Origin of the sequence: Streptomyces sp. NPDC060028, from assembly GCF_042736725.1 — a bacterium.
Taxonomy (GTDB): domain Bacteria; phylum Actinomycetota; class Actinomycetes; order Streptomycetales; family Streptomycetaceae; genus Streptomyces.
Genome location: NZ_JBHWVJ010000030.1, coordinates 56847 through 78165, shown reverse-complemented (window position 1 = coordinate 78165; position 21319 = coordinate 56847). Strand labels below are relative to the sequence as shown.

Below are 21319 nucleotides of genomic sequence, written 5' to 3'. Positions count from 1 at the left end.
GCCTCACCGTCGTGATCATTAGGGTTCCGATCATGAACTCCTTGGTGACACGCACTGCGGCCCAGGCCGCCCTGATCGCCTCCCTCCTCGTCGGCGGGACCGCTTTCGCGGCCGTCCCGGCGTCGGCAGCCACCGCCGACGAGCCCGACCTCACCGGCCTGAGCTGCGGCTTCGACAACCGCACGCCGCCGCCCACGGTGCAGGCCGGCAGCAAGGGCAGGACGGTGCGGGAGGCACAGTGCCTGCTGAACTTCTGGACGGGGCTGCAGATGACGGAGGAAGAGCCCGAGGGCGTCTTCGGCCTCGACGCCGCGTCGGCCACGCGGCACTTCCAGGCGGTACGGGGGCTCCCCCTCACCGGGGCGGTGGACGCCGCGACCTGGGGCGAGCTGCGGCACAGCTGACCGGGGCAGCCCGGCGCTCCCGCCGGACCGCTCGGCCCAGGCCGCTGCTCAAGCCACTGCTCAGGCCACCCAGTGCGGCCGTTCCACCGCCGGGGAGAGCGGTACCCCGTCGTGCAATGCCCGCGCGAGGCGGCGTACGCCCTCGTCCAGCCGGTCGGCGGGCAGGGTGAACGGGATCCGCAGCCGGTGCTCGAAGGTCCCCGGATCCACCCCGAAGCGGGCCCCGCGGCCGATGTGCACACCGGCGGCCGCGGCGCGCTCGGACAGGGCGGAGCTGACCGGCTCGCCGAGGTCGACCCAGAGCGAGAGCCCGCCCGGCGGCACCTTCCACGACCACTCCGGGGTGTGCCGTTCCAGCGACTGCACCAGGGCCTCGCGCTGGATCCGCAGCTGCGCGAGCCGGGCCGGCAGGGACCGGTCCATGGCGTCCATGAGCGGGAGTGCGACCAGCTGGTCGAGCACCGAGCCGGTCATGTCGGCCGAGACCCGTACGGCCGTCAACTCCGTGATCATCTTCGCGGTGGCCCGGATCCAGCCCACCCGCAGGCCGCCCCAGTGGGTCTTGCTGAGCGAGCCGATGGTGATCACGTGGTCCGCGCCGCCGCGCGGGGCGAGCGAGGCCAGGGGCGCGGGCGCGGGGACGTCCAGCGCGATGTCGGCGATGGTCTCGTCGACCACCAGCCAGGTCCCGGTGGCCCGGGTCGCCGAGAGCAGCCTCAGCCGCTGCTCCGGCGGCATCAGCGCGCCCGTCGGGTTGTGGAAGTCGGGGATCGCGTAGGCCAGCCTCGGCACGGTCTGGCGCAGCGTGGACTCGGCGATCTCCATGTCCCAGCCCGCGTCGGAGACGGCGATGGACCCGGTGCGCAGCCGCGCGTGGCGCAGGGCGTCGAGGGCGTTGGCGTACGTGGGGTTCTCGGTGACGACCCGGTCCCCGGCCCGGCAGAGCAGGCTGACGACCAGCGCGAAGGCCTGCTGGGCCCCGGCGGTGACGAGTATCTGCTCGGGGCGCGTGGGCAGCCCGCGCCGGGTGAACCGGTCGGCGACGGCCGCGCGCAGGTCGGGCAGGCCGAAGGGGTGGTAGCCGGGGGTCCGGGCGAGCCGGGGCAGGCGGGGCGCGGCCCAGGCGAAGGCCTCGGCGAGGCTGCCGTCCGGGGCCCCCATCGCGGCAATGGCGAGGTCGATGCCGGGGTCGCCGTCGGCGCTGTAGCCGCCGGCGCCCAGGAGGTGGGCTCCGACCGGGCGGTGGCCGTCGGGGAGCTCCGTCCAGGTGCCGGAACCGCGCCGGCTGCGGACGTAGCCGCTCTCGCGCAGCAGGTCGTAGGCGCCGGTGACGGTGGCCCGGCTGGCTCCGAGGGCCTGCGCCAGCTCGCGTTCCGCGGGGAGCCGTACGTGCAGGGCGATCCGGCCGTCCAGGATCAGGGTCCGCACGGCGTCGGCGAGGCCGCGGTAGCCGGGGCGGGCCAGCACCTCGGCCGGGAGCAGCGCCGCGAGCTGGCGGCTGCCGATCGTCCTGTCCGCCGTCTGGACCACTCGCCCGTTTGCCATGCCAACCTCCCCCGATTGGCTCTGCCTGCCAGGCCAATCCGGGTCCAGACTCGCTGCATTGGCCCCGGATTGGCAAGGAGATGCCGAGATGTTGACCGACCGTGACGAACGCGCCCTGCTGGCTGCCGCCGAGAACCGGATCTGCGAGCCGCTGCGGATCGGGGCCGCGCTGGCCTCCGTACGCAACGTGCTCAGGCGGCGCCCGCGACCCGTCGGGCAGGGGCGAGAATCGGTGACATGTCAGCCCACACCACTGCCTCCTCCCCTTCCGTCGCTCCCGCCGCTCCCACCGCTCCCCCAGTGATCGCGGGTCTGCTCTTGGCGGCCGGCGGCGGCCGGCGGCTCGGCGGGCGGCCCAAGGCGCTGCTCCCGTATCGCGGCCGCCCGCTGGTGGAGAACGCCGTACGGGTGCTGCGGGAGGCCGGCTGCGGCCCGGTGCACGTCGTGCTCGGCGCCTCGGCGGCCGAGGTGCGCGAGCGCGCGGACCTGAGCGGGTGCGTGGTGAGCGACAACCCGGACTGGGCGGAGGGCATGGGCTCCTCCCTGCGGGTCGGCCTCGCCTCGCTGGCCGGTACGGGCGCCCGCGCGGCCCTGGTGTCGCTGGTGGACCAGCCCGGCATCGGGCCGGCCGCGGTGGCCCGGGTCCTGGGGGCGTACCGCTCACCGGCGAGCCTGGCGGCGGCGGCGTACGACGGGGAGCGCGGGCATCCGGTGCTGTTCGGGGCGGACCGCTGGGCGGACATCGCGGCGACGGCCACGGGTGACAAGGGCGCACGGGTGCACTTGAGCGCGCACGCGTCCGAGCTCACGCTGGTCGAGTGCGGGGACGTCGCGGAGGCCTTCGACATCGACACGCCGCCCGACCTGGCACGTCTTGTTTGAGCGGGCGTCGGGTCCGGCTTGAGCAGGGCGTAACGGAGGTGGCACTGAGGGCCACCATCCGCCGTAATCTGTCGACTCAGAGAATCTCGACATCAACAAACCATTGAACTTCCACCATGAGGAAATTACTATCCACTGGTCAGAAGCGCCCTGAACCCAAGACGGCGCCCGCGACCGTATCCCGGAACTCTCCACACCCGACGGCACTGCGTGCCGTCTCGCGCGAGCATTCCCCCGCGGCCGCCAGGCACCGCCGCTGAAGGAGTGACAGATATGTCCGCACCAGCGCCGTCCCCGCTGGCCATCGTCGACGCCGAACCCCTGCCCCGGCAGGACGAAGTCCTCACCGAAGCGGCCCTCGCCTTCGTGGCCGAGCTCCACCGGCGGTTCACCCCCCGCCGCGACGAGCTCCTCGCCCGTCGGGCCGAGCGACGCGCCGAGATCGCCCGCACCTCCCACCTCGACTTCCTCCCGGACACCGCACAGGTCCGCGAGGGCGACTGGAAGGTGGCGCCGGCGCCGGCCGCGCTGAACGACCGCCGCGTGGAGATCACCGGTCCGACGGACCGCAAGATGACCATCAACGCCCTGAACTCGGGCGCCAAGGTCTGGCTCGCCGACTTCGAGGACGCCTCGGCTCCCACCTGGGAGAACGTGATCCTCGGCCAGCTCAACCTGATCGACGCCTACGAGCGCCGCATCGACTTCACCGACTCCCGCACGGGCAAGTCGTACGCCCTCAAGCCCGCCGGGGAGCTCGCCACCGTCGTGATGCGGCCGCGCGGCTGGCACCTCGAGGAGCGCCACCTGCAGGTCGACGGCCGCTCCGTGCCGGGCGCGTTCGTGGACTTCGGCCTGTACTTCTTCCACAACGCCCAGCGCCTGATCGACCTCGGCAAGGGCCCGTACTTCTACCTGCCGAAGACCGAGTCGCACCTCGAGGCGCGCCTGTGGAACGAGATCTTCGTGTTCGCCCAGGACCACGTCGGCATCCCGCAGGGCACCGTCCGCGCGACGGTCCTGATCGAGACGATCACGGCCGCCTACGAGATGGACGAGATCCTCTACGAGCTGCGCGACCACGCGGCGGGCTTGAACGCGGGCCGCTGGGACTACCTCTTCTCCATCGTCAAGAACTTCCGCGACGGCGGCGAGAAGTTCGTCCTGCCGGACCGCAACGCGGTGACGATGACCGCCCCCTTCATGCGGGCGTACACCGAACTGCTGGTCAAGACCTGCCACAAGCGCGGCGCACACGCCATCGGCGGCATGGCGGCCTTCATCCCGTCCCGCAAGGACGCCGAGGTCAACAAGGTCGCGTTCGAAAAGGTCAAGGCCGACAAGGACCGCGAGGCGGCCGACGGCTTCGACGGCTCCTGGGTCGCACACCCCGACCTGGTGCCGATCGCGATGGCCTCCTTCGACGCGGTCCTCGGCGACAAGCCGAACCAGAAGGACCGCCTGCGCGAGGACGTCGCCGTGGCCCCCGGCGACCTGATCGCGATCGATTCCCTGGACGCCAAGCCCACCTACGAGGGCCTGCGCAACGCCGTCCAGGTCGGCACCCGCTACATCGAGGCCTGGCTGCGGGGCCTCGGCGCCGTCGCCATCTTCGGCCTGATGGAGGACGCGGCCACCGCGGAGATCTCGCGCTCGCAGATCTGGCAGTGGATCAACGCCGGAGTCGTCTTCGAGAACGGCCTGACGGCCACCGCGGACCTGGCCCGCACGGTCGCCGCCGAGGAACTGGCCGCCATCCGCGAGGAGATCGGCGAGGAGGCCTTCGCGGCCGGGAAGTGGCAGCAGGCCCACGACCTCCTCCTCCAGGTCTCCCTGGACGCGGACTACGCGGACTTCCTCACCCTGCCCGCGTACGACCAGCTCACCGGCTGACACCCCGCCTTCGGCTGAATCGCACAGCAGCCGAATCCCACCAGCTCCGCCCCCGCGGCCCCAAGGGCCCCGGGGGCGGAGCTGTTTTGTTCCGCGGCGCGACAGCCCCGTCATAGCCGCGCCCACCAAGATCACTCTCGCCTCGCGGAGCGGTGGCCCGAACGACCAGTCGGTTGTTACTTGTTCGTAACTTGCCTGTACCTAGCGGTAACAAGCGGCGGCGTGTCACCTTTCCGGATGCCACCGGCCGGAGGTACCCCCACTTCCCCAGCCATGCAGCGAAGTTGTTCCTGACTTCGCCATGGCCAACAGCAGGAGTTCCGCAGTGATCGGATTCCGCAACGACAGCACCACCCGGACCCGCAGTCGAGTGCGACGACTGGCCGGGGCAGGGATGGTCTTGCCGCTCGCCGTCGGCGCGCTGCTGGCCGGCGGTGCCGGCACGGCCGGCGCCAGTCCCGGGACCGGGCCCACGGCCGTGGTGTCCATGGGAGACAGCTACATCTCCGGCGAGGCCGGGCGCTGGAAGGGCAACAGCCTCACCAACACCGGCAACCGGACCGGCACCGACCGGGCGTGGGTGAGCGGCAGTACCTACGATCCCGGCAAGGTGTACGGGGCCACCGCCGGCGGGTGCCACCGCTCGGACTCCGCCGAGGTCAAGAGCGCCGGGGCCATCGCGGACGTCGCCGTCAACCTGGCCTGCTCCGGGGCGACTTCGCAGAACGTCTTCCGCGCCTCCAACGGCGGCGTGGCCTACAAGGGCGAAGCCCCGCAGGCCGATCAGCTCGCCGCCGTGGCCGCGAGCAACAACGTCAAGGTCATCGCGCTGTCCATCGGCGGCAACGACCTCGGCTTCGCGGACATCATCAAGGACTGCGCGTACGACTTCATCATCTGGAACTCCTACTGCTACGACGACCAGCAGGAGGCGGTGGACCAGAAGATCGACGCCGTGATGGGCCAGGTCGGCAAGTCCGTGGACGAGGTACGGGCCGTGATGCGCGGGGCCGGTTACACCGACTCCTCGTACCGGATCGTGCTGCAGTCATACCCCTCGCCGATCCCGCGCGGGGCGGAGAACCGCTACACGCAGAGCGACTGGAGCCGGCTGAACACCGGCGGTTGCCCCTTCTGGAACCGTGACTCCGACTGGGCGCGGGACTCGCTGGTGCCGCAACTCGCGAACGGGATCAAGGGAGTTGCCGCATCCAAGGGCGTTCAGTTCCTGGACCTGCGGGACATGCTCCAGGGCCGCGAGGTGTGCGCCAAGGCGAGCAAGCAGGTGACCACCTCGGCGCCCGCGTCGGCGAAGACGAGCGAGTGGGCGCGCTGGATCGACAGCAGCGAGACCCAGGGCCTGATCCAGGAGTCCATGCACCCGAACTACTTCGGGCAACTGGCCGTCGGGCGCTGTCTCTCCCTGGTCGTCGCCCAGCCGGCGAGCTCCGGCTTCAGCTGCAAGAACACCGCGGGCGGGGACCAGACCGGCATGTTCCTGACCCCCGCCACCTAGGCCGGGTTTCGAAGTAGGTGGAGCCATTCGTCGATGGCCGTGACGTGGACGGTGGCCGGTGGCGTTTGAGGCGGTTGATGCCGCACTCCACGGCAAGCCGGCCGCGGTAGCCGATCGGGTCGAAGGCGGGCGGGCGGCCGCCACGGCTGCCCGCCTGCGTCGGTGACCGGCCTGGTCAGCAGGCTCGGGAATGGTGCGGGCGATCTGGCGCCGCCGCAGGTGGTCACGGATGGCGCGGGAGGGATACGCCTCGTCGGCGCGGACCCGCTGCGGCCGGGTCCGCGGTCGGCCACCATCCGGCCGGGCGATGCGGATACCGGGCGCTCAGGACCAGCGACAAGGCCAGGTGCAGCTCGGTCGACAGCCCGCCGCGGGAGCGGCCCAGCGCGTGATCGCCCGGCTCCGGTGTGCTCCCGCCGGGCGGCTCGCGCTGGGCGCGCATCAGCACGCAGCCGGCGCCCGCCGGCGCCCGCCGGCAGCCGCACTCACCTGCCGGTCGACCAGCCCCGCCGCATCGGCCCTGGCCTGCAACGCGGCCAGGATGCACGTCCAGACTCCGTCGCGCTGCCGGCGCCGGAACAGCGCGTAGACCGCCTGCCAAGAGCCGTAGCATGCGGGCACGTCCGGCCACGGCGCGCCGACCCGCACCCGCCGTCGGATGCCGTCGATGAGCTGCCGCTTGGTCCACTTCGGGTCCGACCCGGCCGCCGGGCAGCAGGTGACAACGGCTCCAGGCTCGCCCGCTGTGCGTCGGTCACATCGAACCGCCGCGTCACCGCCAAGGTGGCCACGAGCTCTCACTCACTTCGAAACACGGCCTACTAGTCGCGCTTGGGCCAGATGGGGCCCTGATCGGTCCAGATGACACCCTTGTTGCGGCAGAGGCAGAAGGGGTGGCCGATGGGGTCGGCGTAGACGCGGAAGCCGTAGCCGTCGGGGCCGGTGCAGTCCCGCTGCAGGGTCGCTCCTAGGGCCAGGACGCGGCGCTGTTCGGCCTCGATGTCGTCGACTTCGAAGTCGAGGTGGAACTGCTTGGGGTGCTCGCCGTCGGGCCACTGCGGGGCGCGGTAGTCCTCCACCTGGATGAAGGCCAGTTCGATCTCGCCGAACTGGATACCGGCCCAGTTCTCGTTACTGCCCTCCTTGACCGGGAGCCCCGTCACCTCGGAGTAGAAGGCTGCCAGCTCCATCGTGTCCGGGCAATCGATGATGAAGTCGGTTAGTCGTAGCATCCCGCGATCTTGCCACAAGATCAAATGAGCCGGACTTCGAGACAGCCCCTGGTACTGCAACGGTGTTTGCTGTGATGGTTTGTTGGCTTCTGGTGGTGTGTGGCCGCGTTGTTCGTAGTGGCTGGTGCGGGCTGGTGTTGTCGTCTGCGGCGCCCGTGTGACCAGTGCAGGACGTGGTCGATGCTCGGGCGGGGCCGGGTGAGACGGCTGATCAAGCGTTCCCGGTGTCGATTTCGCGGGCCCGCAGGACGGTGAGGCAGGCGTGGGCGGCCATGGCCAGGGTCATGTGGCGGTGCCAGCCGTCGTAGCGGCGGACCTGGTAGTCGTCCGGGCCGCATTCCTGCTTCGCGGTCGGGAAGCATTCCTCGACCGCCCACCGGGCGCCGGCGATGCGGATGAGCTCGTCGAGTGTGGTCTCGGCCGGGGAATGGCGTCGGTCCTCGCGGTGCCAGGGGCGGACCTCGACCCTCGCCCAGTCGTAGACGCGCGGGCCATGAGCCCCGCTGCCGCAGGAACGACGTTTCCACTTCTGTTCAGCAGCCGGCGGATCCGGTCCGGACCCGCATGCCCGGCCTCCTCGGCAAGTGTCCAGCCGTTCTTCCGCTCCAGCGGAGCGATGCCCCCTTCCCGCGCGTCCACCGTCACCCCCGGTCCGTACGGGCCGCTCCGCCGCACGGACCCGCTCGCCGTGCCGGTCCGCGACCGTCGACCTACGCTCGGGGCATGAGACGCCGCCCGATGCACATGTCTGACGAGGCCCTGGACACCCTGCGCTCCGCGTTGGTGGAGCTCCGCGCGGAGCTGAAGGTTCCTGTGGCCTTCCCCAAGCGCGTACTCAAAGCGGCCGACAAGGCAGCGGCCCAACCGGAACTGCACCACAAGGACGCCACCCACCTGCCGTTCTTCACGATCGACCCGCCGACCTCCAAGGACCTCGACCAGGCCATGCACCTGGAGCGGCGGCCCGGCGGCGGCTACCGCGTGTACTACGCCATCGCCGACGTGGCCGCCTTCGTCAGGCCTGGCAGCCCCCTGGACGCCGAGGCGCATGACCGGATCGAGACCCTCTACTTCCCCGACCTCAAGGTGCCCCTGCACCCGCCCGTGCTCTCCGAGGATGCGGCCAGCCTGCTGCCGGAGAAGGACCGGCCGGCTCTCCTGTGGCAGCACGACCTCGACGCCGAGGGCAACGTGACCGAATCGTCCGTGAGCCGGGCCATGGTCCGCAGCCGGGCCAAACTCAGCTACCAGGGCGTCCAGCAGGCCATCGAGGACGGCACGGCCGAGGAGTCCGTCGCACTGCTGCGGGAGATCGGCAAGCTGCGGGAGAGCGTCGAGATCACGCGTGGGGGCATCTCGGTGAACCTGCCGGATCAGGAGGTCACCTTCGAAGACGGATCGTTCCGGCTGAGCTACGTGGCGACGCTGCCGGTGGAGGGCTGGAACGAGCAGATCTCCCTCGTGACCGGAATGGCCGCGTCCCAGATCATGATCGACAGCGGTACGGGGATCCTGCGGACCCAGAAGGAGCAGGCCGACCAGCATGTGGTCAGCCGCCTGCACGAGATCGCAAAGCACCTGGACATCGTTTGGGACCCCGGTGTCTCGTACGCCGCGCTGGTCCGCAAGCTCGATCCGAAGAAGCAGAAGCACATGGCCTTCCTCACCGAGGCCACCACCACGATGCTCAAGGCGGAATACACCATCTTCCGCGACCACCAGACGCCGGAGTACACGATGCACGCGGCGATCGCGGCCCCGTACGCCCACTGCACGGCTCCGCTGCGCCGCCTGGTCGACCGGTACACCGGTGAGCTGTGCGTGGCAGCGTGCGCGGACCAAGCCCCGCCGAAGTGGGTGCTCGACGCCCTGCACTGCCTGCCGTGCGACATGGCACGGGGGAAGGGGGGTGCCGCGGACCGGCAGACCGTGGACCTGGCCGAGGCCGCGGTGCTCATGCACCGCGTGGGCGAGGTGTTCGACGCTGCCGTCATCGACACCGACGCGGAGCGGAACGATCCCCTCAAGGGCAAGGTGTACCTGGCTGACCCGGCGGTGCTGGCCAAGGTCACCTCGACCAACGGCCAGAGCCTCCTGCTCGGAGCGAGCGTCAGGGCCAGGCTCAAGCGGGCGGACCCCTCATCAGACGACGACAAGGTCCTCTTCACCGTGCCTTAGCCAGGCGAGGGGCTTCGGCGGCACGACCGGGTCGTGCCGCCGGGGCGGTGGTGAGAGAGGACCCGATTCCGGCCACCGTTTGACGGATACCGTCGGAGCGGGCATCCGCATGCCCGGATAGGGTGCATCTCCTCAACTAGCCTTGTGGAGACGGAACATGCGCATATCTGCCCTGTCTGTCACCGTCGCGGTCGTGGCCGCGACGATAGCGGGAGGAGCGGCTCCGGCCGCTGCCGACACCGTGGCCAGCACGGTCCCCTTGGAGGCCGGTACCGGCCTCCACCACAATTCCGCGACCGTGACCTACGAGCGCGTCGACGGCGCGGTGAACTCGGTCAAGATCATCTCGCTGCGGGCCTTCTCCGGCCAGCCCGACTGCGTCTGGGTGGAGTGGAACGACCCGAAGGACCTGGGAGACGGCTGGACGGCACTCAACTCCGAGCCTGCGTGTCACGGCGGCAGTCTGGAGGAGACCCTCAACCAGATCATCAAGGCGCCCAAGGGCCATCAGCTCAAGGTGCGCCTGGCCGCCTACCACGACGGGGGCGTCGAAGTGGTCCACAAGGACATCGCGAAGCTCTAGCCGGATTGTGCGGCGACTGCGGATGGCGGAGCCGGTCCGGTGTCGCCGCACCACCGGAAGACACGCCTAGAGGGTTCGGTCGACCACGGACAGGACGTTGCCCGCCGGGTCCTTGAACCATGCGATGGACGGCCTGTCGCCCTCCTGCCGGACGATGCCCTTGTCGTCCATGTCGAACCCCTCGTAGCGCTCGAACCGGACACCACGCGCGGTGAGCGCGTCGACGGCCTGCCCGACGTCGTCCACGGGGAAATTGAGGATCGTGAAGCTCGCGGGCTCGTGGTTGTCCTTCGGGTAGACCAGGACCCTGGTGTCCCCGGCGAAGTGCAGGAACAGCATGCCCTTGTCCTCCCCCGAAACGCGCAGACCGAGGGTTTGGCCGTAGAACTCCTTGGCCTTGCCGATGTCATCGACCGAGAATCCGCTGAATGCCTTGGCGTCTTCGAACATGACCGTTCCTTCGCTCCGGCGCACCCCTGCTCTCCATACTCCCCCCGGCCGCGCCGCCCGTCGACCGGTCGGCGGGTCCACGGGCGGTGGGAGCCCGGCTACCGTGCATGCCGTGCGTGCCCGCGCGTAAATCCCGGTGAACGACCCGGTACCCGGCTGTCATGCTCTGGCACATGGCAGCCCGTACCGCACGTCCCAGTCTCTACATCTCCGTCGACATCGAAGCCGACGGACCCATCCCCGGGCCGTACTCGATGATCAGCTTCGGGGCCGCCGTCGCCGGGCGGCAGGACGGCGCTTCGTATACGGCCGCCGATCCCGAACGGGACACCTTCTACCGGGAGTTGCGGCCGATCAGCGAGGAGTACGTGCCCGCGGCGCTGGCCGTGAGCGGGCTCGACCGGGACCGGCTGGCGAGCGAGGGCGCCGAACCGGCGGCGGCGATGGCGGAGTTCCGCGCATGGGTGCGCGAGGTGTCCGTGGGGGCCCAGCCGGTGATGTGCGGATACCCGGCCTCCTTCGACTGGACCTTCCTGTACTGGTACTTGATGCGGTTCGGCGGCGACAGCCCGTTCGGCCACTCCGGCGCTCTGGACATGAAGACCCTGTACGCGACCAAGGCCGGCGTCCCGTTGCGCGCGGCCGTCAAGGGCCGGATGCCCCGCGAACTGCTCTCCCGCCGCCCGCACACCCACCACGCGCTGGACGACGCGATCGAGCAGGCCGACCTGATGAGCAACCTGATGCTGTGGACTCCCCCGGTCGGCACGGCGGACTGACCCACTGCAAGTCCCCCGGCAGGGCGCGGATACGGCGGTGCGCACGCCACACCCGCAGTGGGTGGCGTACGCACCGCCGTGGGATCCGCGGGCGCGGCCGGGAGCGCGGTCAGTGCACCGGCACCGGATCCGGGCCGACGGCGCGGGCTCCGCTCTTGCCGGCGCCGAGGTGGTTGAAGGCCAGGTTCAGCACGATGGCCACCACGCAGCCGGTGCTGATGCCGGAGTCGAGGACGACCAGCAGGTCCTTCGGGAAGGCGTGGTAGAAGCCCGGCGCCGCGATCGGGATCAGGCCGATCCCGACGGAGGCGGCGACGATCAGGGCGTTCTCCCCCTGCTCCATGGCCGCTCCGGCCAGGGTCTGGATGCCGCTGGCCGCGACCGAGCCGAACAGGACGATGCCCGCGCCGCCGAGGACCGGCAGCGGGACCACGCCGATGACGGAGGCGGCCATGGGACACAGGCCCAGCAGGATCAGGATGCCGCCGCCGGCGGCGACGACGAAGCGGCTGCGGACCTTGGTCATCGCCACGAGCCCGATGTTCTGGGCGAAGGCGCTGCACATGAAGCCGTTGAACAGCGGGCTGAGCGCACTGCCGAGGGTGTCGGCGCGCAGGCCGCCCTCGATGGTCTTCGCGTCCGCCGGACGGCCGACGATCTTGCCCAGTGCCAGGATGTCGGCGGTGGACTCGGTCATGCAGACGAGCATGACGATGCACATCGAGACGATGGCGGCGACCTGGAACTGCGGGGCGCCGAAGTGGAACGGGGTCGGGAAACCGACTACGGACGCGTCGCGCACGGCGTCGAAGCTGACCATCTTCAGCGGTATCGCGATGAGCGTGCCCGCGACCAGGCCGAGCAGGATGGAGATCTGCTGCAGGAAGCCGGTCAGGAACTTGCGCATCAGCAGGACGATCACCAGGGTGAGCGCGGCCATGCCGATATTCTTCATCGAGCCGTAGTCGGTGGCGGTGCGGTTGCCGCCCTGTGACCAGTTGAAGGCCACCGGCAGGAGCGAGACGCCGATCAGCGTGATGACCGTGCCGGTGACGACCGGTGGGAAGAAACGGACGAGTTTGCCGAAGTAGGGGGCGGCGAAGAAGCCGATCGCCCCGGCGACGATGATCGCGCCGAAGATGACGGGGACGGCGTCCGCCCCTTCCCCCTTGCCGATCGCGATCATCGGGGTCACACCGGCGAAGGAAACGCCGTTGACGAAGGGGAGTTTGGCGCCGATCTTCCAGAACCCGAGGGTCTGGAGGAGGGTGGCGAGCCCTGCGGTGAAGAGCGAGGCGCCCATCAGGAAGGCCGTCTCGGTGGCGGAGAGTCCGACGGCGGGACCGACGATCATGGGCGGGGCCACGACACCCGCGTACATGGCGGCCACGTGCTGAAGTCCACTGGTGACCATCTTCAGCGGCGGCAAGGTCTCGTCGACAGGGTGTTTCTCCCCGGAGACCTGCGGTACTGCGACTGCATCTTTGCGAAACCTGGGCGTTGCTGCCACGGCTTCCTCCGGTCGGTTAGACACGTCGGCAGGGACGTGGGTGTCATGGAGGTGGTGCGAAAGCTGTGCGAGTCGAGCCTGTTTTCAGTTATGGCAGAAACGATTCGCCCGAGTCGGTTCCGCGCTGGTCAAGCCGGTGGCACGAGTCACCGCCCCCGGGGGCGCCCTTGGTTTTGCTCAGGCGCTACCCGGGAACGGCTGCCACGGACCCCGCTCGGGTCCGCGGCCTCCGGCCGGGGGCCGTCCCCCCCGGCCGGACTCCGTGGGATCAGGCCTGCGCGGAGATCCGCGCGAGGCGCTGGGCCTCTTCCCGCGTGGACACGGCGATGGCGTCCTCGTCGGCGAAGAGGAGTCGGTTGTTCTCGACGATCTGCTTGCCGTTGACCAGCGACAGGGTCACCGGGGCGGCCGCGCCGAAGACGAGCGCGGTGACCGGGTCGGCGATGGAGGAGTGAGCCAGCGTGCTCAGGTTCCACATCACCAGGTCGGCGCACTTGCCGACCTCGAGCGAGCCGATGTTGTCGGCACGGCCGAGGACCTGGGCGCCACCGTACGTACCCAGGCGCAGGGCCTGGCGCGCGTTCAGGGCGCGCTCGCGGTGGACCGGGTTCAGACGGTTGATCAGCAGCGCGTTGCGCAGCTCGGTGTGCAGCTCACCGGACTCGTTGGAGGCGGTGCCGTCCACGCCGAGGCCGACCGGCACACCGGCGGCGAGCATGTCCGGGACGCGGGCGATGCCGGCGGCCAGACGGGCGTTGGAGGACGGGCAGTGCGCGACGCCGGTCTTGGTGCGGGCGAACGCGGCGATGTCGGAGTCGTTCATGTGGACGCTGTGCGCCATCCACACGTCCTCGCCGAGCCAGCCGGTCGACTCGAAGTAGTCGGTCGGGCCCATGCCGAACAGTTCCTTGCAGAACTGCTCTTCCTCGACGGTCTCGGAGCCGTGCGTGTGCATGCGCACACCCAGACGGCGCGCCAGCTCGGCACCCTGCTTGAGCAGCTCGGTGGAGACCGAGAAGGGGGAGCACGGCGCGACGGCGACCTGGGTCATCGCGTCGAAGGAGTAGTCGTGGTGCTTCTTGACGGTCGCCTCGGTGTCGGCGAGCGCACCCTCGAGGGTCTCGACGGCGTGGTCCGGCGGCAGGCCGCCGTCCTTCTCGCTGCGGTCCATCGAGCCGCGGGCGAGGGTGAACCGTACGCCCATCTCGGACGCGGCGCGGATGATCGAGCCGGAGAGGTCGCCGGAGCCCTTGGGGAAGACGTAGTGGTGGTCCATGGCGGTGGTGACGCCGCCCTTGGCCATCATCGCCAGGGAGCCCTGGGCGGCCGTGTACGTCATCTGCTCGTCGATGCGCGCCCAGGTCGGGTACAGCGCGACGAGCCAGTTGAAGAGGTTGTGGTCGGTGGCCAGACCACGGGTGATCCACTGGTAGAAGTGGTGGTGGGTGTTGACCAGACCCGGGGTGACGAGGTGACCCGTGCCGTCGATGCGGCGGACCACATTGTCGAGCTTCTCGGGGGCTTTGCCCGCACCGATCGACTCGATCTTGTTGCCGGCGACGACCACGTGGCCCGAGGCGTACTCGGTGTCGTTCGCGTCGACGGTCGCAATCGCACAGTTCTCGATGACGATGCGCTCTACGGCGCTGTCATGGGCTGCCGATGCTGCCATGGGACTTCCTCGTGCTTTCAGTGGCGGTGCGGGCACGGCAAAGCCCTGGGGATTTGAGTGCCGGAGCCGGGGGCCTTGACAGCTGACAGTACTGCCGCCCCGTGTGTTGCGTCCGGGTGCCGATTCAGGAAGTTGAAGGGTGTCGCGCCGTCCCGGGGCCACTGCGGAGCCCCGGGACGCGCGTGCCGCATCAGAGGTTGGTCATGTCCACGGGGATACGGGCATCGACGCCGTCGCGCAGGACCGTCGCCTCGATCAGACCGTACGGTCGGTCCGCGGCGAAGTAGACCTCGTTGTCGTTCTTGAGACCGAAGGGCTCGAGGTCGACGAGGAAGTGGTGCTTGTTCGGGAGCGAGAAGCGGACCTCGTCGATCTCCGAACGGTGGTTGATGATGCGCGAACCCATCTGGTACAGGGTCTGCTGCAGCGACAGGGAGTAGGTCTCCGCGAAGGCCTGCAGCATGTGCTTGCGGGTCTCGGCGTAGGACTTCTCCCAGTTGGGCATCCGCTGCTCGTCGTCCGACCAGTTGAAGCGCCAGCGAGCCGACACCTGGGTGGCCAGGATCCGGTCGTAGGCCTCCTTCAGCGTCGTGTACTTGTCCTTCACGTAACCCCAGAACTCGGAGTTCGTGGAGTTCATGACGACCAGGTCCTTGAGGCCGGAGATGACCTCCCAGTTCTTGCCGTCGTACGTGATCTGGGTGACGCGGGTCTCCATGCCCTGGCGGACGAAGGAGTGGTTCACCTCGTCGGAGCCGATGAACTTCGAGTTGGCGTCCGAGGTGGCGATCCGGTCCCAGGAGTACTCCTCGATCCGGATGCGCGCCTTCTGGATCGGCTCCTGGCTGCCCACGAACCAGCGCGCCAGGTGGATGCCGAACTGCTCGGCGGACTCGATGCCGTGTTCCTTGGCGAAGGCGTACACCGTGTTCTTGGTGGTGTCCGTCGGCAGGACGTTGGCGTTCGAGCCGGAGTAGTGGACGTCGTCCATGTCGCCGGAGAGGGCGACCGAGACGTTCAGGTCCTTGATGTGGTGGGTGTCGCCGTCCCGCGTGATCTTGACGACGCGGTTCTCTGCTTTGCCGTACTGGTTCTGGCCCAGAATCGTGGCCATGCTAGCTCCCTCGGTAAACGGAGTAGCCGAACGGGTTGAGCAGCAGCGGTACGTGGTAATGCTCGCCCGGGTTCACCGCAAAGGTGATGGTGACCTCCGGGAAGAACGCACCGCTGTCCCTTACGCGGGGGGCGTCCTGCTGCGCCTCGGCTTGCTTCTTGGCGAAGTACGTCTCGGTCTCGAAGTCGAGACGTACGTGGGTGGTGCCCTCCGGCAGCGCCGGCAGGTCCTTGCAGCGCCCGTCCGCATCGGTGGCGGAGCCGCCCAGGGTCGCCCACTCGCCGCCCGGACCCGTACGGGCCGACAGGGAGATTGCGACGCCCTCGGCGGGCTTGCCGATGCTGGTGTCCAGGATGTGCGTGGACACCGACGCGGTGGTCTGGGTGCTCATGCTCACGCTCCTTCTTCTTCTGCGAGTTCCACGAGGCGGGTCAGGCGGATCTTGTTGATCTTGACGAGCTCGCCGCGGGCGGTTTCCCGCTCCTGCTCCGGCGAGTTGTCGATCCGGACCTTGACCGCGTCCCGCATGAACGCGCCGGTCGCACCGGTGGCGCAGATGAGGAAGACGTGGCCGAACTTCTCCTGGTACGCCAGGTTCAGTTCGAGGAGCTCGCTCTTGAGCTCCTCCGAGGCACCGGCCATGCCGCGCTGCTCGCGGGCGGAGGTCGGGTCTCCCGGCTTCGGCCGGCCGATCGGCGCGTGGCCTCCCATCGCCTCGCCGAGGTCCTCGGCGGTGAGCTCCGCCATGGCGGTCTCGTTGGCCGAAAACAGGGCTTCGACGCTGGCGAAGGGGCGCCGGGCGAGCAACTTGCTCCCCCATGCCGAGCTGGCGCACACCTCGTGGAGCTCGGCCGTGGCCGCGCTGTCGTCCAAGGCGTTGAACCGGGTGAGACCCGGGGTCGGACTCGAAGTCACGGTAGGCCTCCGTGGCCTGTTGTTGCTTTGACGGGCTGCGCATAGCTAACGCCCTCGACAACACGGCGTCAACACTTTGTTGAAACTTCCCGTACACAAAAGCCGCCGCCCGGATGAATTGGGCGGCGGCTCGTCACAGTGGGTCAGAACGGTTTCACTCTTGGTTGTTTTTGTTGGGGTTTTCCCTGTTCAAGTAGTTGTAGACCGTGAAGCGGCTTACACCCAGGGCTCCCGCGACCGTTTCCACACCATGCCGCACGGAGAAGGCGCCACGCGCCTCCAGTATCCGCACCACGTCCTGCTTGGACTTCCGGTCGAGCTGTGACAACGGTACGCCGTGCCGCCGCTCCAGCGCGGCCAGGATGTGGTCCAGCGACTCCGAGAGCTGGGGCAGGCGCACGGCCAGCAGGTCCTGGCCCTCCCAGGTGAGCACGACGTCGTCGGGCTGCGCCAGGGCGGGATCCATCAGCTCGCCGCCCATCGCGTCCACCAGCGGCTTGACCGCGGTGACGAACGGGTGGTCGCGGGGCTCGGTCATGGGGTGTCCTCCCCGGTCATGTCCTCCCCGATCACATTGACCTGGAGCGAGACGCGCGTCGCTCCGGCCTCCAGGGCGCCCCGCAGCAGCGCGGACACCGCGCCGAGGACCGCATCGGTCTCACCTTCGGCGGTGTTGCCGAACGGGCCGACGTCCACCGCGTCCAGTTGCGCCTTCTGAATGACCTCGCGAGCGGCCACGGCATGGGCGGGGGCCTCTTCGAGATCGAAGGGCTCGGTCGTGAACTCCACTCTCAATCGCACGCAGGTCAAGCTACCCCGCGGTCACGATTTTCCGGCAGTTCGCACTTGACATCCACGAGGAAGCCCATGCAGTCTTCCATCAAGCAGAAACTAACTTCCGCAATACGGAAGGAGCGCACACCCCTCATGGGATACACGGACCAGCGCTTCGATGTGAACCTTTCGATCCTCTTCACGGAACTCCCGCTTCTGGAGCGTCCCGCGGCAGCCGCCGCGGCGGGCTTCGACGCGGTCGAGCTGTGGTGGCCCTGGATCGAGACCCCCACCCCCGCTCAGACGGAGCTCGACGCCCTCAAGAAGGCTCTTGAGGACGCCGGCACCCAGCTGGTGGGCCTGAACTTCTACGCCGGGCAGCTGCCGGGCCCGGACCGCGGTGCGGTATCGGTCCCCGGTGACGAATCGGACCGCTTCAACGCCAACATCAACGTGGCCGCCGACTTCGCGGCCTCTGTCGGATGCAAGGCGCTGAACGCCCTCTACGGCAACCGCGTCGAGGGTGTGGACCCGGCCGTCCAGGACGAGCTCGCGCTGAAGAACCTGGTCGTGGCGGCTCAGGCCGCGGACCGCGTCGGCGCGATCCTCCTGATCGAGACCCTCAACAAGCCCGAGTCGCCGCTCTACCCCTTGGTGAGCGCCCCGGCCGGCATCGAGGTCGTGGACAAGGTCAACGAGGCCACCGGCCTCGGGAACGCCAAGTTCCTGCTCGACCTGTACCACCTGGCGATGAACGATGAGGACCTCTCCGAGGTCATCGAAAAGTATGCCGCCAAGACCGGTCACGTCCAGATCGCGGACAAGCCCGGACGAGGTGCCCCCGGCACCGGCGAGCTGCCCCTCGAAGAGCTGCTCGACCAGCTGAAGAAGGCCGGATACGCAGGCTACGTAGGCCTGGAGTACAAGGCTGCCGACGCTGCCGCCTCCTTCGAGTGGCTGCCGGCCGAGGCCCGCGCCGCGAAGTAGGCGGACAAAGTCCAGGCGATCAGCCAGGCACCTCACGAACTTTTCGTACAGAGCATTAAGAGAAGGACCCTCATCATGAGCAACCCCACTGCGCTCCCGTCGGTCGCCTGGATCGGGCTCGGCATCATGGGCTCCCCCATGGCCGAGAACCTCCTGAAGGCCGGCTACCCGGTCACCGGCTTCACGCTGGAGCAGGACAAGCTGGAGCGCCTGGCCGCCGCCGGCGGCACCGCGGCCGGCTCGATCGCCGAGGCCGTCAAGGACGCCGACATCGTCATCACGATGGTGCCCGCCTCCCCGCAGGTCGAGGCCATCTCCTACGGTGAGAACGGCATCCTCGAGAACGCGAAGTCCGGCGCGCTGATCATCGACATGTCGTCGATCACCCCGCAGACCTCGATCGACCTCGCGAAGAACGCCTCCGCCAAGGGCATCCGCGTCATCGACGCCCCGGTGTCCGGCGGCGAGGCCGGCGCCATCGAGGCCGTTCTGTCGATCATGGTGGGTGGCGAGCAGGCCGACTTCGACGAGGCCCTGCCGGTCCTCGAGACCCTCGGCAAGACCATCGTCCTGTGCGGTCCGCACGGCTCCGGCCAGACGGTGAAGGCCGCCAACCAGCTCATCGTCGCGGTCAACATCCAGGCGTGCGCCGAGGCCGTCGTCTTCCTCGAGAAGTCGGGCGTGAACCTCCAGGCCGCGCTGGACGTCCTCAACGGCGGTCTGGCCGGCTCCACGGTCCTGACCCGCAAGAAGGACAACTTCCTGAACCGCGACTTCAAGCCCGGTTTCCGGATCGACCTGCACCACAAGGACATGGGCATCGTCACCGACGCCGCCCGCAACGTCGGCGCGGCCCTTCCGGTCGGCGCGGTCGTCGCCCAGCTGGTCGCCTCGCTGCGCGCCCAGGGTGACGGCGGCCTGGACCACTCCGCCCTGCTCCGCGCGGTCGAGCGCCTCTCCGGCGCCCAGATCTGAGCCGGCGGCCCGCATGCCGGGCCGCACCTCCCCCTCACGGGGGCCTGAGTTTCCGGATGGTGCCGGTGCTGACACCTGTCCTGTCGCGCCCAAGCGCCGGCACCGTCCGGATCACCTCTCCCCATTCTTTGTTCAACAAACTGTTGACGTTTAGTTCCTGCCGAAATTAGGCTGTTCCGCATGACGGAAGACACTTTCCGTCGGCAGTTACCCGTACGGAAGGTCACCATGTCGAAGCGCACGCTGACGACCGAGTCCGGCGCCCCGGTCGCCGACAACCAGAACTCCGCCACCGCCGGCGTCGGTGGCCCGCTGCTGGTCCAGGACCAGCAGCTCCTTGAGAAGCTTGCCCGCTTCAACCGTGAGCGCATCCCGGAGCGCGTGGTGCACGCCCGCGGTTCGGCCGCGTACGGCCACTTCGAGGTGACCGACGACGTCACCGCGTACACCAGCGCCGCGTTCCTGAACACGGTCGGCAAGAAGACCGAGACCTTCCTGCGGTTCTCCACCGTGGCCGACTCGCTGGGTGGCGCGGACGCGGTCCGCGACCCGCGCGGCTTCGCGCTGAAGTTCTACACCGAAGAGGGCAACTACGACCTCGTCGGCAACAACACCCCGGTGTTCTTCATCAAGGACCCGATCAAGTTCCCCGACTTCATCCACTCCCAGAAGCGCGACCCCTTCACGGGCAAGCAGGAGCCGGACAACGTCTGGGACTTCTGGGCGCACGCCCCCGAGGCGACGCACCAGATCACCTGGCTGATGGGTGACCGCGGTATACCGGCGTCGTACCGTCACATGAACGGCTACGGCTCCCACACGTACCAGTGGACCAACGCCCAGGGCGAGGCCTTCTTCGTCAAGTACCACTTCAAGACCAACCAGGGCATCCGCTGCCTGTCGGGCGACCAGGCCGCCGAGCTCGTCGGCAAGGACGCCAACTCGCACCAGACCGACCTGCTCCAGGCCATCGAACGCGGTGTGAACCCGAGCTGGACCCTGTACGTCCAGGTCATGCCCGCCGCCGAGGCCGCGGACTACCGCTTCAACCCGTTCGACCTCACCAAGGTGTGGCCGCACAGCGACTACCCGCTGCAGCGCGTGGGCCGTCTGGTCCTCGACCGCAACCCGGACAACGTCTTCGCCGAGGTCGAGCAGTCCGCCTTCTCCCCGAACAACTTCGTCCCGGGCATCACCGCCTCGCCGGACAAGATGCTCCAGGGCCGCCTCTTCGCGTACGCCGACGCCCAGCGCTACCGCCTCGGTGTGAACCACACCCTGCTGCCGGTCAACGCCCCGAAGGCGGCCAAGGCCGACAACTACGGCCGCGACGGCGTCATGGCGCTGCGCAACGGCTCGCGCCACGACAAGAACTACGAGCCCAACTCGTACCAGGGTCCGGCCGAGACCGGTCTGGCGCTCGGCGCCCCGAAGGCCGTCTCCGGCTACACGGGCACCCACGAGGCCCCGGCCCACAACAAGGACGACGACTTCTTCCAGGCCGGTGAGCTCTACCGCCTGATGTCGGAGGCCGAGAAGCAGCGCCTGGTGGCGAACATCGCCGGCGGCCTGTCTCAGGTCACCCTCGAGGACGTCATCGAGAAGAACCTGGCTCACTTCCATGCCGCCGACGCCGACTACGGCAAGCGCGTCGAGGAGGCCGTCCGCGCCCTGCGCGACGCCTGAGCCCACAAACGTACCGGGGGCCTGACGGGAGGTCAGGCCCCGGGTACCAGCCCGAGCTGCTTGCCCGGATGAGGGGTGGTACGCAGCGAGGGCAGGACGAGGACCGTGGCGGGCGTGCGAGCCAGTGCGGTGGTAATGGGTTCCGAGGCCCGTCTCTTGACCTGAGGGAGACGAAGCCGGAGTTCTCGTCGCCGCCCGCCACGGTCCCGGCCAACTCCTGACTC

21 protein-coding genes and 1 pseudogene are annotated in these 21319 nt (G+C 69.1%); 10 read left to right on the top strand and 12 right to left on the bottom strand.

The genetic code is table 11. The annotated features are described in order from the left end of the window. Positions 1-32 precede the first annotated feature (32 nt). Entirely contained in the window at positions 33-404 is a 372-nt protein-coding gene (locus ACFWBF_RS17405) for a peptidoglycan-binding protein (protein ID WP_385601958.1), read from the top strand. Positions 405-464: 60 nt separating this feature from the next. Here the strand turns inward: ACFWBF_RS17405 and ACFWBF_RS17400 are convergent, their stop codons facing one another. Then, positions 465-1949 carry a PLP-dependent aminotransferase family protein gene (locus tag ACFWBF_RS17400; RefSeq protein WP_385601955.1) on the bottom strand — a complete coding sequence of 495 codons (1485 nt, stop codon included), beginning with the start codon at positions 1947-1949 and terminating at the stop codon, positions 465-467. A 237-nt stretch (positions 1950-2186) separates the two neighbouring features. Between ACFWBF_RS17400 and ACFWBF_RS17395 the strand changes: the two genes are divergently transcribed. The 3 genes from ACFWBF_RS17395 to ACFWBF_RS17385 all read left to right on the top strand — a co-directional run bounded on the left by ACFWBF_RS17395 (position 2187) and on the right by ACFWBF_RS17385 (position 6240). Further along, the gene (locus ACFWBF_RS17395; protein WP_385601952.1) at positions 2187-2831 is read left to right on the top strand and encodes an NTP transferase domain-containing protein; all 645 of its coding nucleotides are present in this window, start codon (positions 2187-2189) and stop codon (positions 2829-2831) included. A 273-nt stretch (positions 2832-3104) separates the two neighbouring features. After that, the gene (gene aceB / locus ACFWBF_RS17390; RefSeq protein ID WP_385601950.1) at positions 3105-4724 is read left to right on the top strand and encodes a malate synthase A; all 1620 of its coding nucleotides are present in this window, start codon (positions 3105-3107) and stop codon (positions 4722-4724) included. A gap of 325 nt (positions 4725-5049) precedes the next feature. Beyond that, positions 5050-6240: a GDSL-type esterase/lipase family protein gene (locus ACFWBF_RS17385; protein ID WP_385601947.1), complete on the top strand. Its 1191-nt coding sequence runs from the start codon at positions 5050-5052 to the stop codon at positions 6238-6240. 441 nt (positions 6241-6681) lie between these two features. On the opposite strand, the gene ACFWBF_RS17380 is transcribed toward ACFWBF_RS17385, so the two are convergent. The 3 genes and pseudogenes from ACFWBF_RS17380 to ACFWBF_RS17370 form a co-directional block, all read right to left on the bottom strand. After that, positions 6682-6888 (bottom strand): transposase, encoded by a 207-nt coding sequence (locus ACFWBF_RS17380; protein WP_385601944.1) that lies wholly within the window; start codon positions 6886-6888, stop codon positions 6682-6684. A 173-nt stretch (positions 6889-7061) separates the two neighbouring features. Further along, positions 7062-7472 (bottom strand): VOC family protein, encoded by a 411-nt coding sequence (locus ACFWBF_RS17375; protein WP_385601941.1) that lies wholly within the window; start codon positions 7470-7472, stop codon positions 7062-7064. Between the two features lie 211 nt (positions 7473-7683). Continuing rightward, positions 7684-8019: pseudogene (locus ACFWBF_RS17370) on the bottom strand (IS701 family transposase); the annotation flags it as partial. Positions 8020-8195: 176 nt separating this feature from the next. Between ACFWBF_RS17370 and ACFWBF_RS17365 the strand changes: the two are divergent. Further along, a complete protein-coding gene (locus ACFWBF_RS17365; RefSeq protein ID WP_385601937.1) occupies positions 8196-9650 on the top strand; it encodes a ribonuclease catalytic domain-containing protein in 1455 nt (484 codons plus the stop codon). Positions 9651-9807: 157 nt separating this feature from the next. Continuing rightward, positions 9808-10233, top strand: coding sequence for a hypothetical protein (locus ACFWBF_RS17360; RefSeq protein ID WP_385601934.1), 426 nt, complete (start codon positions 9808-9810; stop codon positions 10231-10233). A 66-nt stretch (positions 10234-10299) separates the two neighbouring features. On the opposite strand, the gene ACFWBF_RS17355 is transcribed toward ACFWBF_RS17360, so the two are convergent. Beyond that, a complete protein-coding gene (locus tag ACFWBF_RS17355) occupies positions 10300-10683 on the bottom strand; it encodes a VOC family protein (protein WP_385601931.1) in 384 nt (127 codons plus the stop codon). 173 nt (positions 10684-10856) lie between these two features. Here ACFWBF_RS17355 and ACFWBF_RS17350 point away from each other — a divergent pair, with 173 nt between their 5' ends. Next, on the top strand, positions 10857-11462 hold the full coding sequence (locus ACFWBF_RS17350; protein WP_385601928.1) for a 3'-5' exoribonuclease domain-containing protein: 606 nt from the start codon (positions 10857-10859) through the stop codon (positions 11460-11462). Positions 11463-11571: 109 nt separating this feature from the next. On the opposite strand, the gene ACFWBF_RS17345 is transcribed toward ACFWBF_RS17350, so the two are convergent. From ACFWBF_RS17345 to ACFWBF_RS17315, 7 genes are all read right to left on the bottom strand, one after another. Then, positions 11572-12972, bottom strand: a complete 1401-nt coding sequence (locus ACFWBF_RS17345; RefSeq protein ID WP_385601924.1) for a nucleobase:cation symporter-2 family protein — start codon at positions 12970-12972, stop codon at positions 11572-11574. 268 nt (positions 12973-13240) lie between these two features. Next, positions 13241-14644 carry an 8-oxoguanine deaminase gene (locus ACFWBF_RS17340; protein WP_385601920.1) on the bottom strand — a complete coding sequence of 468 codons (1404 nt, stop codon included), beginning with the start codon at positions 14642-14644 and terminating at the stop codon, positions 13241-13243. A 190-nt stretch (positions 14645-14834) separates the two neighbouring features. Beyond that, positions 14835-15758, bottom strand: a complete 924-nt coding sequence (pucL, locus tag ACFWBF_RS17335) for a factor-independent urate hydroxylase (protein WP_385601917.1) — start codon at positions 15756-15758, stop codon at positions 14835-14837. Position 15759: 1 nt separating this feature from the next. After that, on the bottom strand, positions 15760-16149 hold the full coding sequence (gene uraH, locus ACFWBF_RS17330; protein WP_385601914.1) for a hydroxyisourate hydrolase: 390 nt from the start codon (positions 16147-16149) through the stop codon (positions 15760-15762). Between the two features lie 2 nt (positions 16150-16151). Beyond that, positions 16152-16673, bottom strand: a complete 522-nt coding sequence (uraD, locus tag ACFWBF_RS17325) for a 2-oxo-4-hydroxy-4-carboxy-5-ureidoimidazoline decarboxylase (protein ID WP_385601912.1) — start codon at positions 16671-16673, stop codon at positions 16152-16154. Positions 16674-16827: 154 nt separating this feature from the next. After that, positions 16828-17211, bottom strand: a complete 384-nt coding sequence (locus ACFWBF_RS17320) for a helix-turn-helix domain-containing protein (protein ID WP_385601909.1) — start codon at positions 17209-17211, stop codon at positions 16828-16830. Then, on the bottom strand, positions 17208-17474 hold the full coding sequence (locus ACFWBF_RS17315; RefSeq protein ID WP_385601906.1) for a thiamine-binding protein: 267 nt from the start codon (positions 17472-17474) through the stop codon (positions 17208-17210). Before ACFWBF_RS17315 ends, ACFWBF_RS17320 begins: the two co-directional genes overlap by 4 nt. A 126-nt stretch (positions 17475-17600) precedes the next feature. On the opposite strand from ACFWBF_RS17315, the gene ACFWBF_RS17310 reads away from it, so the two are divergent. The 3 genes from ACFWBF_RS17310 (at position 17601) to ACFWBF_RS17300 (ending at position 21095) form a co-directional block, all read left to right on the top strand. After that, positions 17601-18434, top strand: coding sequence for a TIM barrel protein (locus ACFWBF_RS17310; protein WP_385601903.1), 834 nt, complete (start codon positions 17601-17603; stop codon positions 18432-18434). Positions 18435-18509: 75 nt separating this feature from the next. Then, a complete protein-coding gene (locus ACFWBF_RS17305; protein WP_385601900.1) occupies positions 18510-19409 on the top strand; it encodes a 2-hydroxy-3-oxopropionate reductase in 900 nt (299 codons plus the stop codon). Positions 19410-19637: 228 nt separating this feature from the next. Beyond that, a complete protein-coding gene (locus tag ACFWBF_RS17300) occupies positions 19638-21095 on the top strand; it encodes a catalase (protein WP_385601983.1) in 1458 nt (485 codons plus the stop codon). Positions 21096-21319: the final 224 nt, after the last annotated feature.

Bases quoted from the DNA above. Each gene is read 5' to 3' on its own strand.
- ACFWBF_RS17405 (WP_385601958.1), top strand. From the start codon at position 33: ATGAACTCCTTGGTGACACGCACTGCGGCCCAGGCCGCCCTGATCGCC.
- ACFWBF_RS17400 (WP_385601955.1), bottom strand. From the start codon at position 1,949: ATGGCAAACGGGCGAGTGGTCCAGACGGCGGACAGGACGATCGGCAGC.
- ACFWBF_RS17395 (WP_385601952.1), top strand. From the start codon at position 2,187: ATGTCAGCCCACACCACTGCCTCCTCCCCTTCCGTCGCTCCCGCCGCT.
- aceB (WP_385601950.1), top strand. From the start codon at position 3,105: ATGTCCGCACCAGCGCCGTCCCCGCTGGCCATCGTCGACGCCGAACCC.
- ACFWBF_RS17375 (WP_385601941.1), bottom strand. From the start codon at position 7,472: ATGCTACGACTAACCGACTTCATCATCGATTGCCCGGACACGATGGAG.
- ACFWBF_RS17365 (WP_385601937.1), top strand. From the start codon at position 8,196: ATGAGACGCCGCCCGATGCACATGTCTGACGAGGCCCTGGACACCCTG.
- ACFWBF_RS17360 (WP_385601934.1), top strand. From the start codon at position 9,808: ATGCGCATATCTGCCCTGTCTGTCACCGTCGCGGTCGTGGCCGCGACG.
- ACFWBF_RS17355 (WP_385601931.1), bottom strand. From the start codon at position 10,683: ATGTTCGAAGACGCCAAGGCATTCAGCGGATTCTCGGTCGATGACATC.
- ACFWBF_RS17350 (WP_385601928.1), top strand. From the start codon at position 10,857: ATGGCAGCCCGTACCGCACGTCCCAGTCTCTACATCTCCGTCGACATC.
- ACFWBF_RS17340 (WP_385601920.1), bottom strand. From the start codon at position 14,644: ATGGCAGCATCGGCAGCCCATGACAGCGCCGTAGAGCGCATCGTCATC.
- pucL (WP_385601917.1), bottom strand. From the start codon at position 15,758: ATGGCCACGATTCTGGGCCAGAACCAGTACGGCAAAGCAGAGAACCGC.
- uraH (WP_385601914.1), bottom strand. From the start codon at position 16,149: ATGAGCACCCAGACCACCGCGTCGGTGTCCACGCACATCCTGGACACC.
- ACFWBF_RS17320 (WP_385601909.1), bottom strand. From the start codon at position 17,211: ATGACCGAGCCCCGCGACCACCCGTTCGTCACCGCGGTCAAGCCGCTG.
- ACFWBF_RS17310 (WP_385601903.1), top strand. From the start codon at position 17,601: ATGGGATACACGGACCAGCGCTTCGATGTGAACCTTTCGATCCTCTTC.
- ACFWBF_RS17305 (WP_385601900.1), top strand. From the start codon at position 18,510: ATGAGCAACCCCACTGCGCTCCCGTCGGTCGCCTGGATCGGGCTCGGC.
- ACFWBF_RS17300 (WP_385601983.1), top strand. From the start codon at position 19,638: ATGTCGAAGCGCACGCTGACGACCGAGTCCGGCGCCCCGGTCGCCGAC.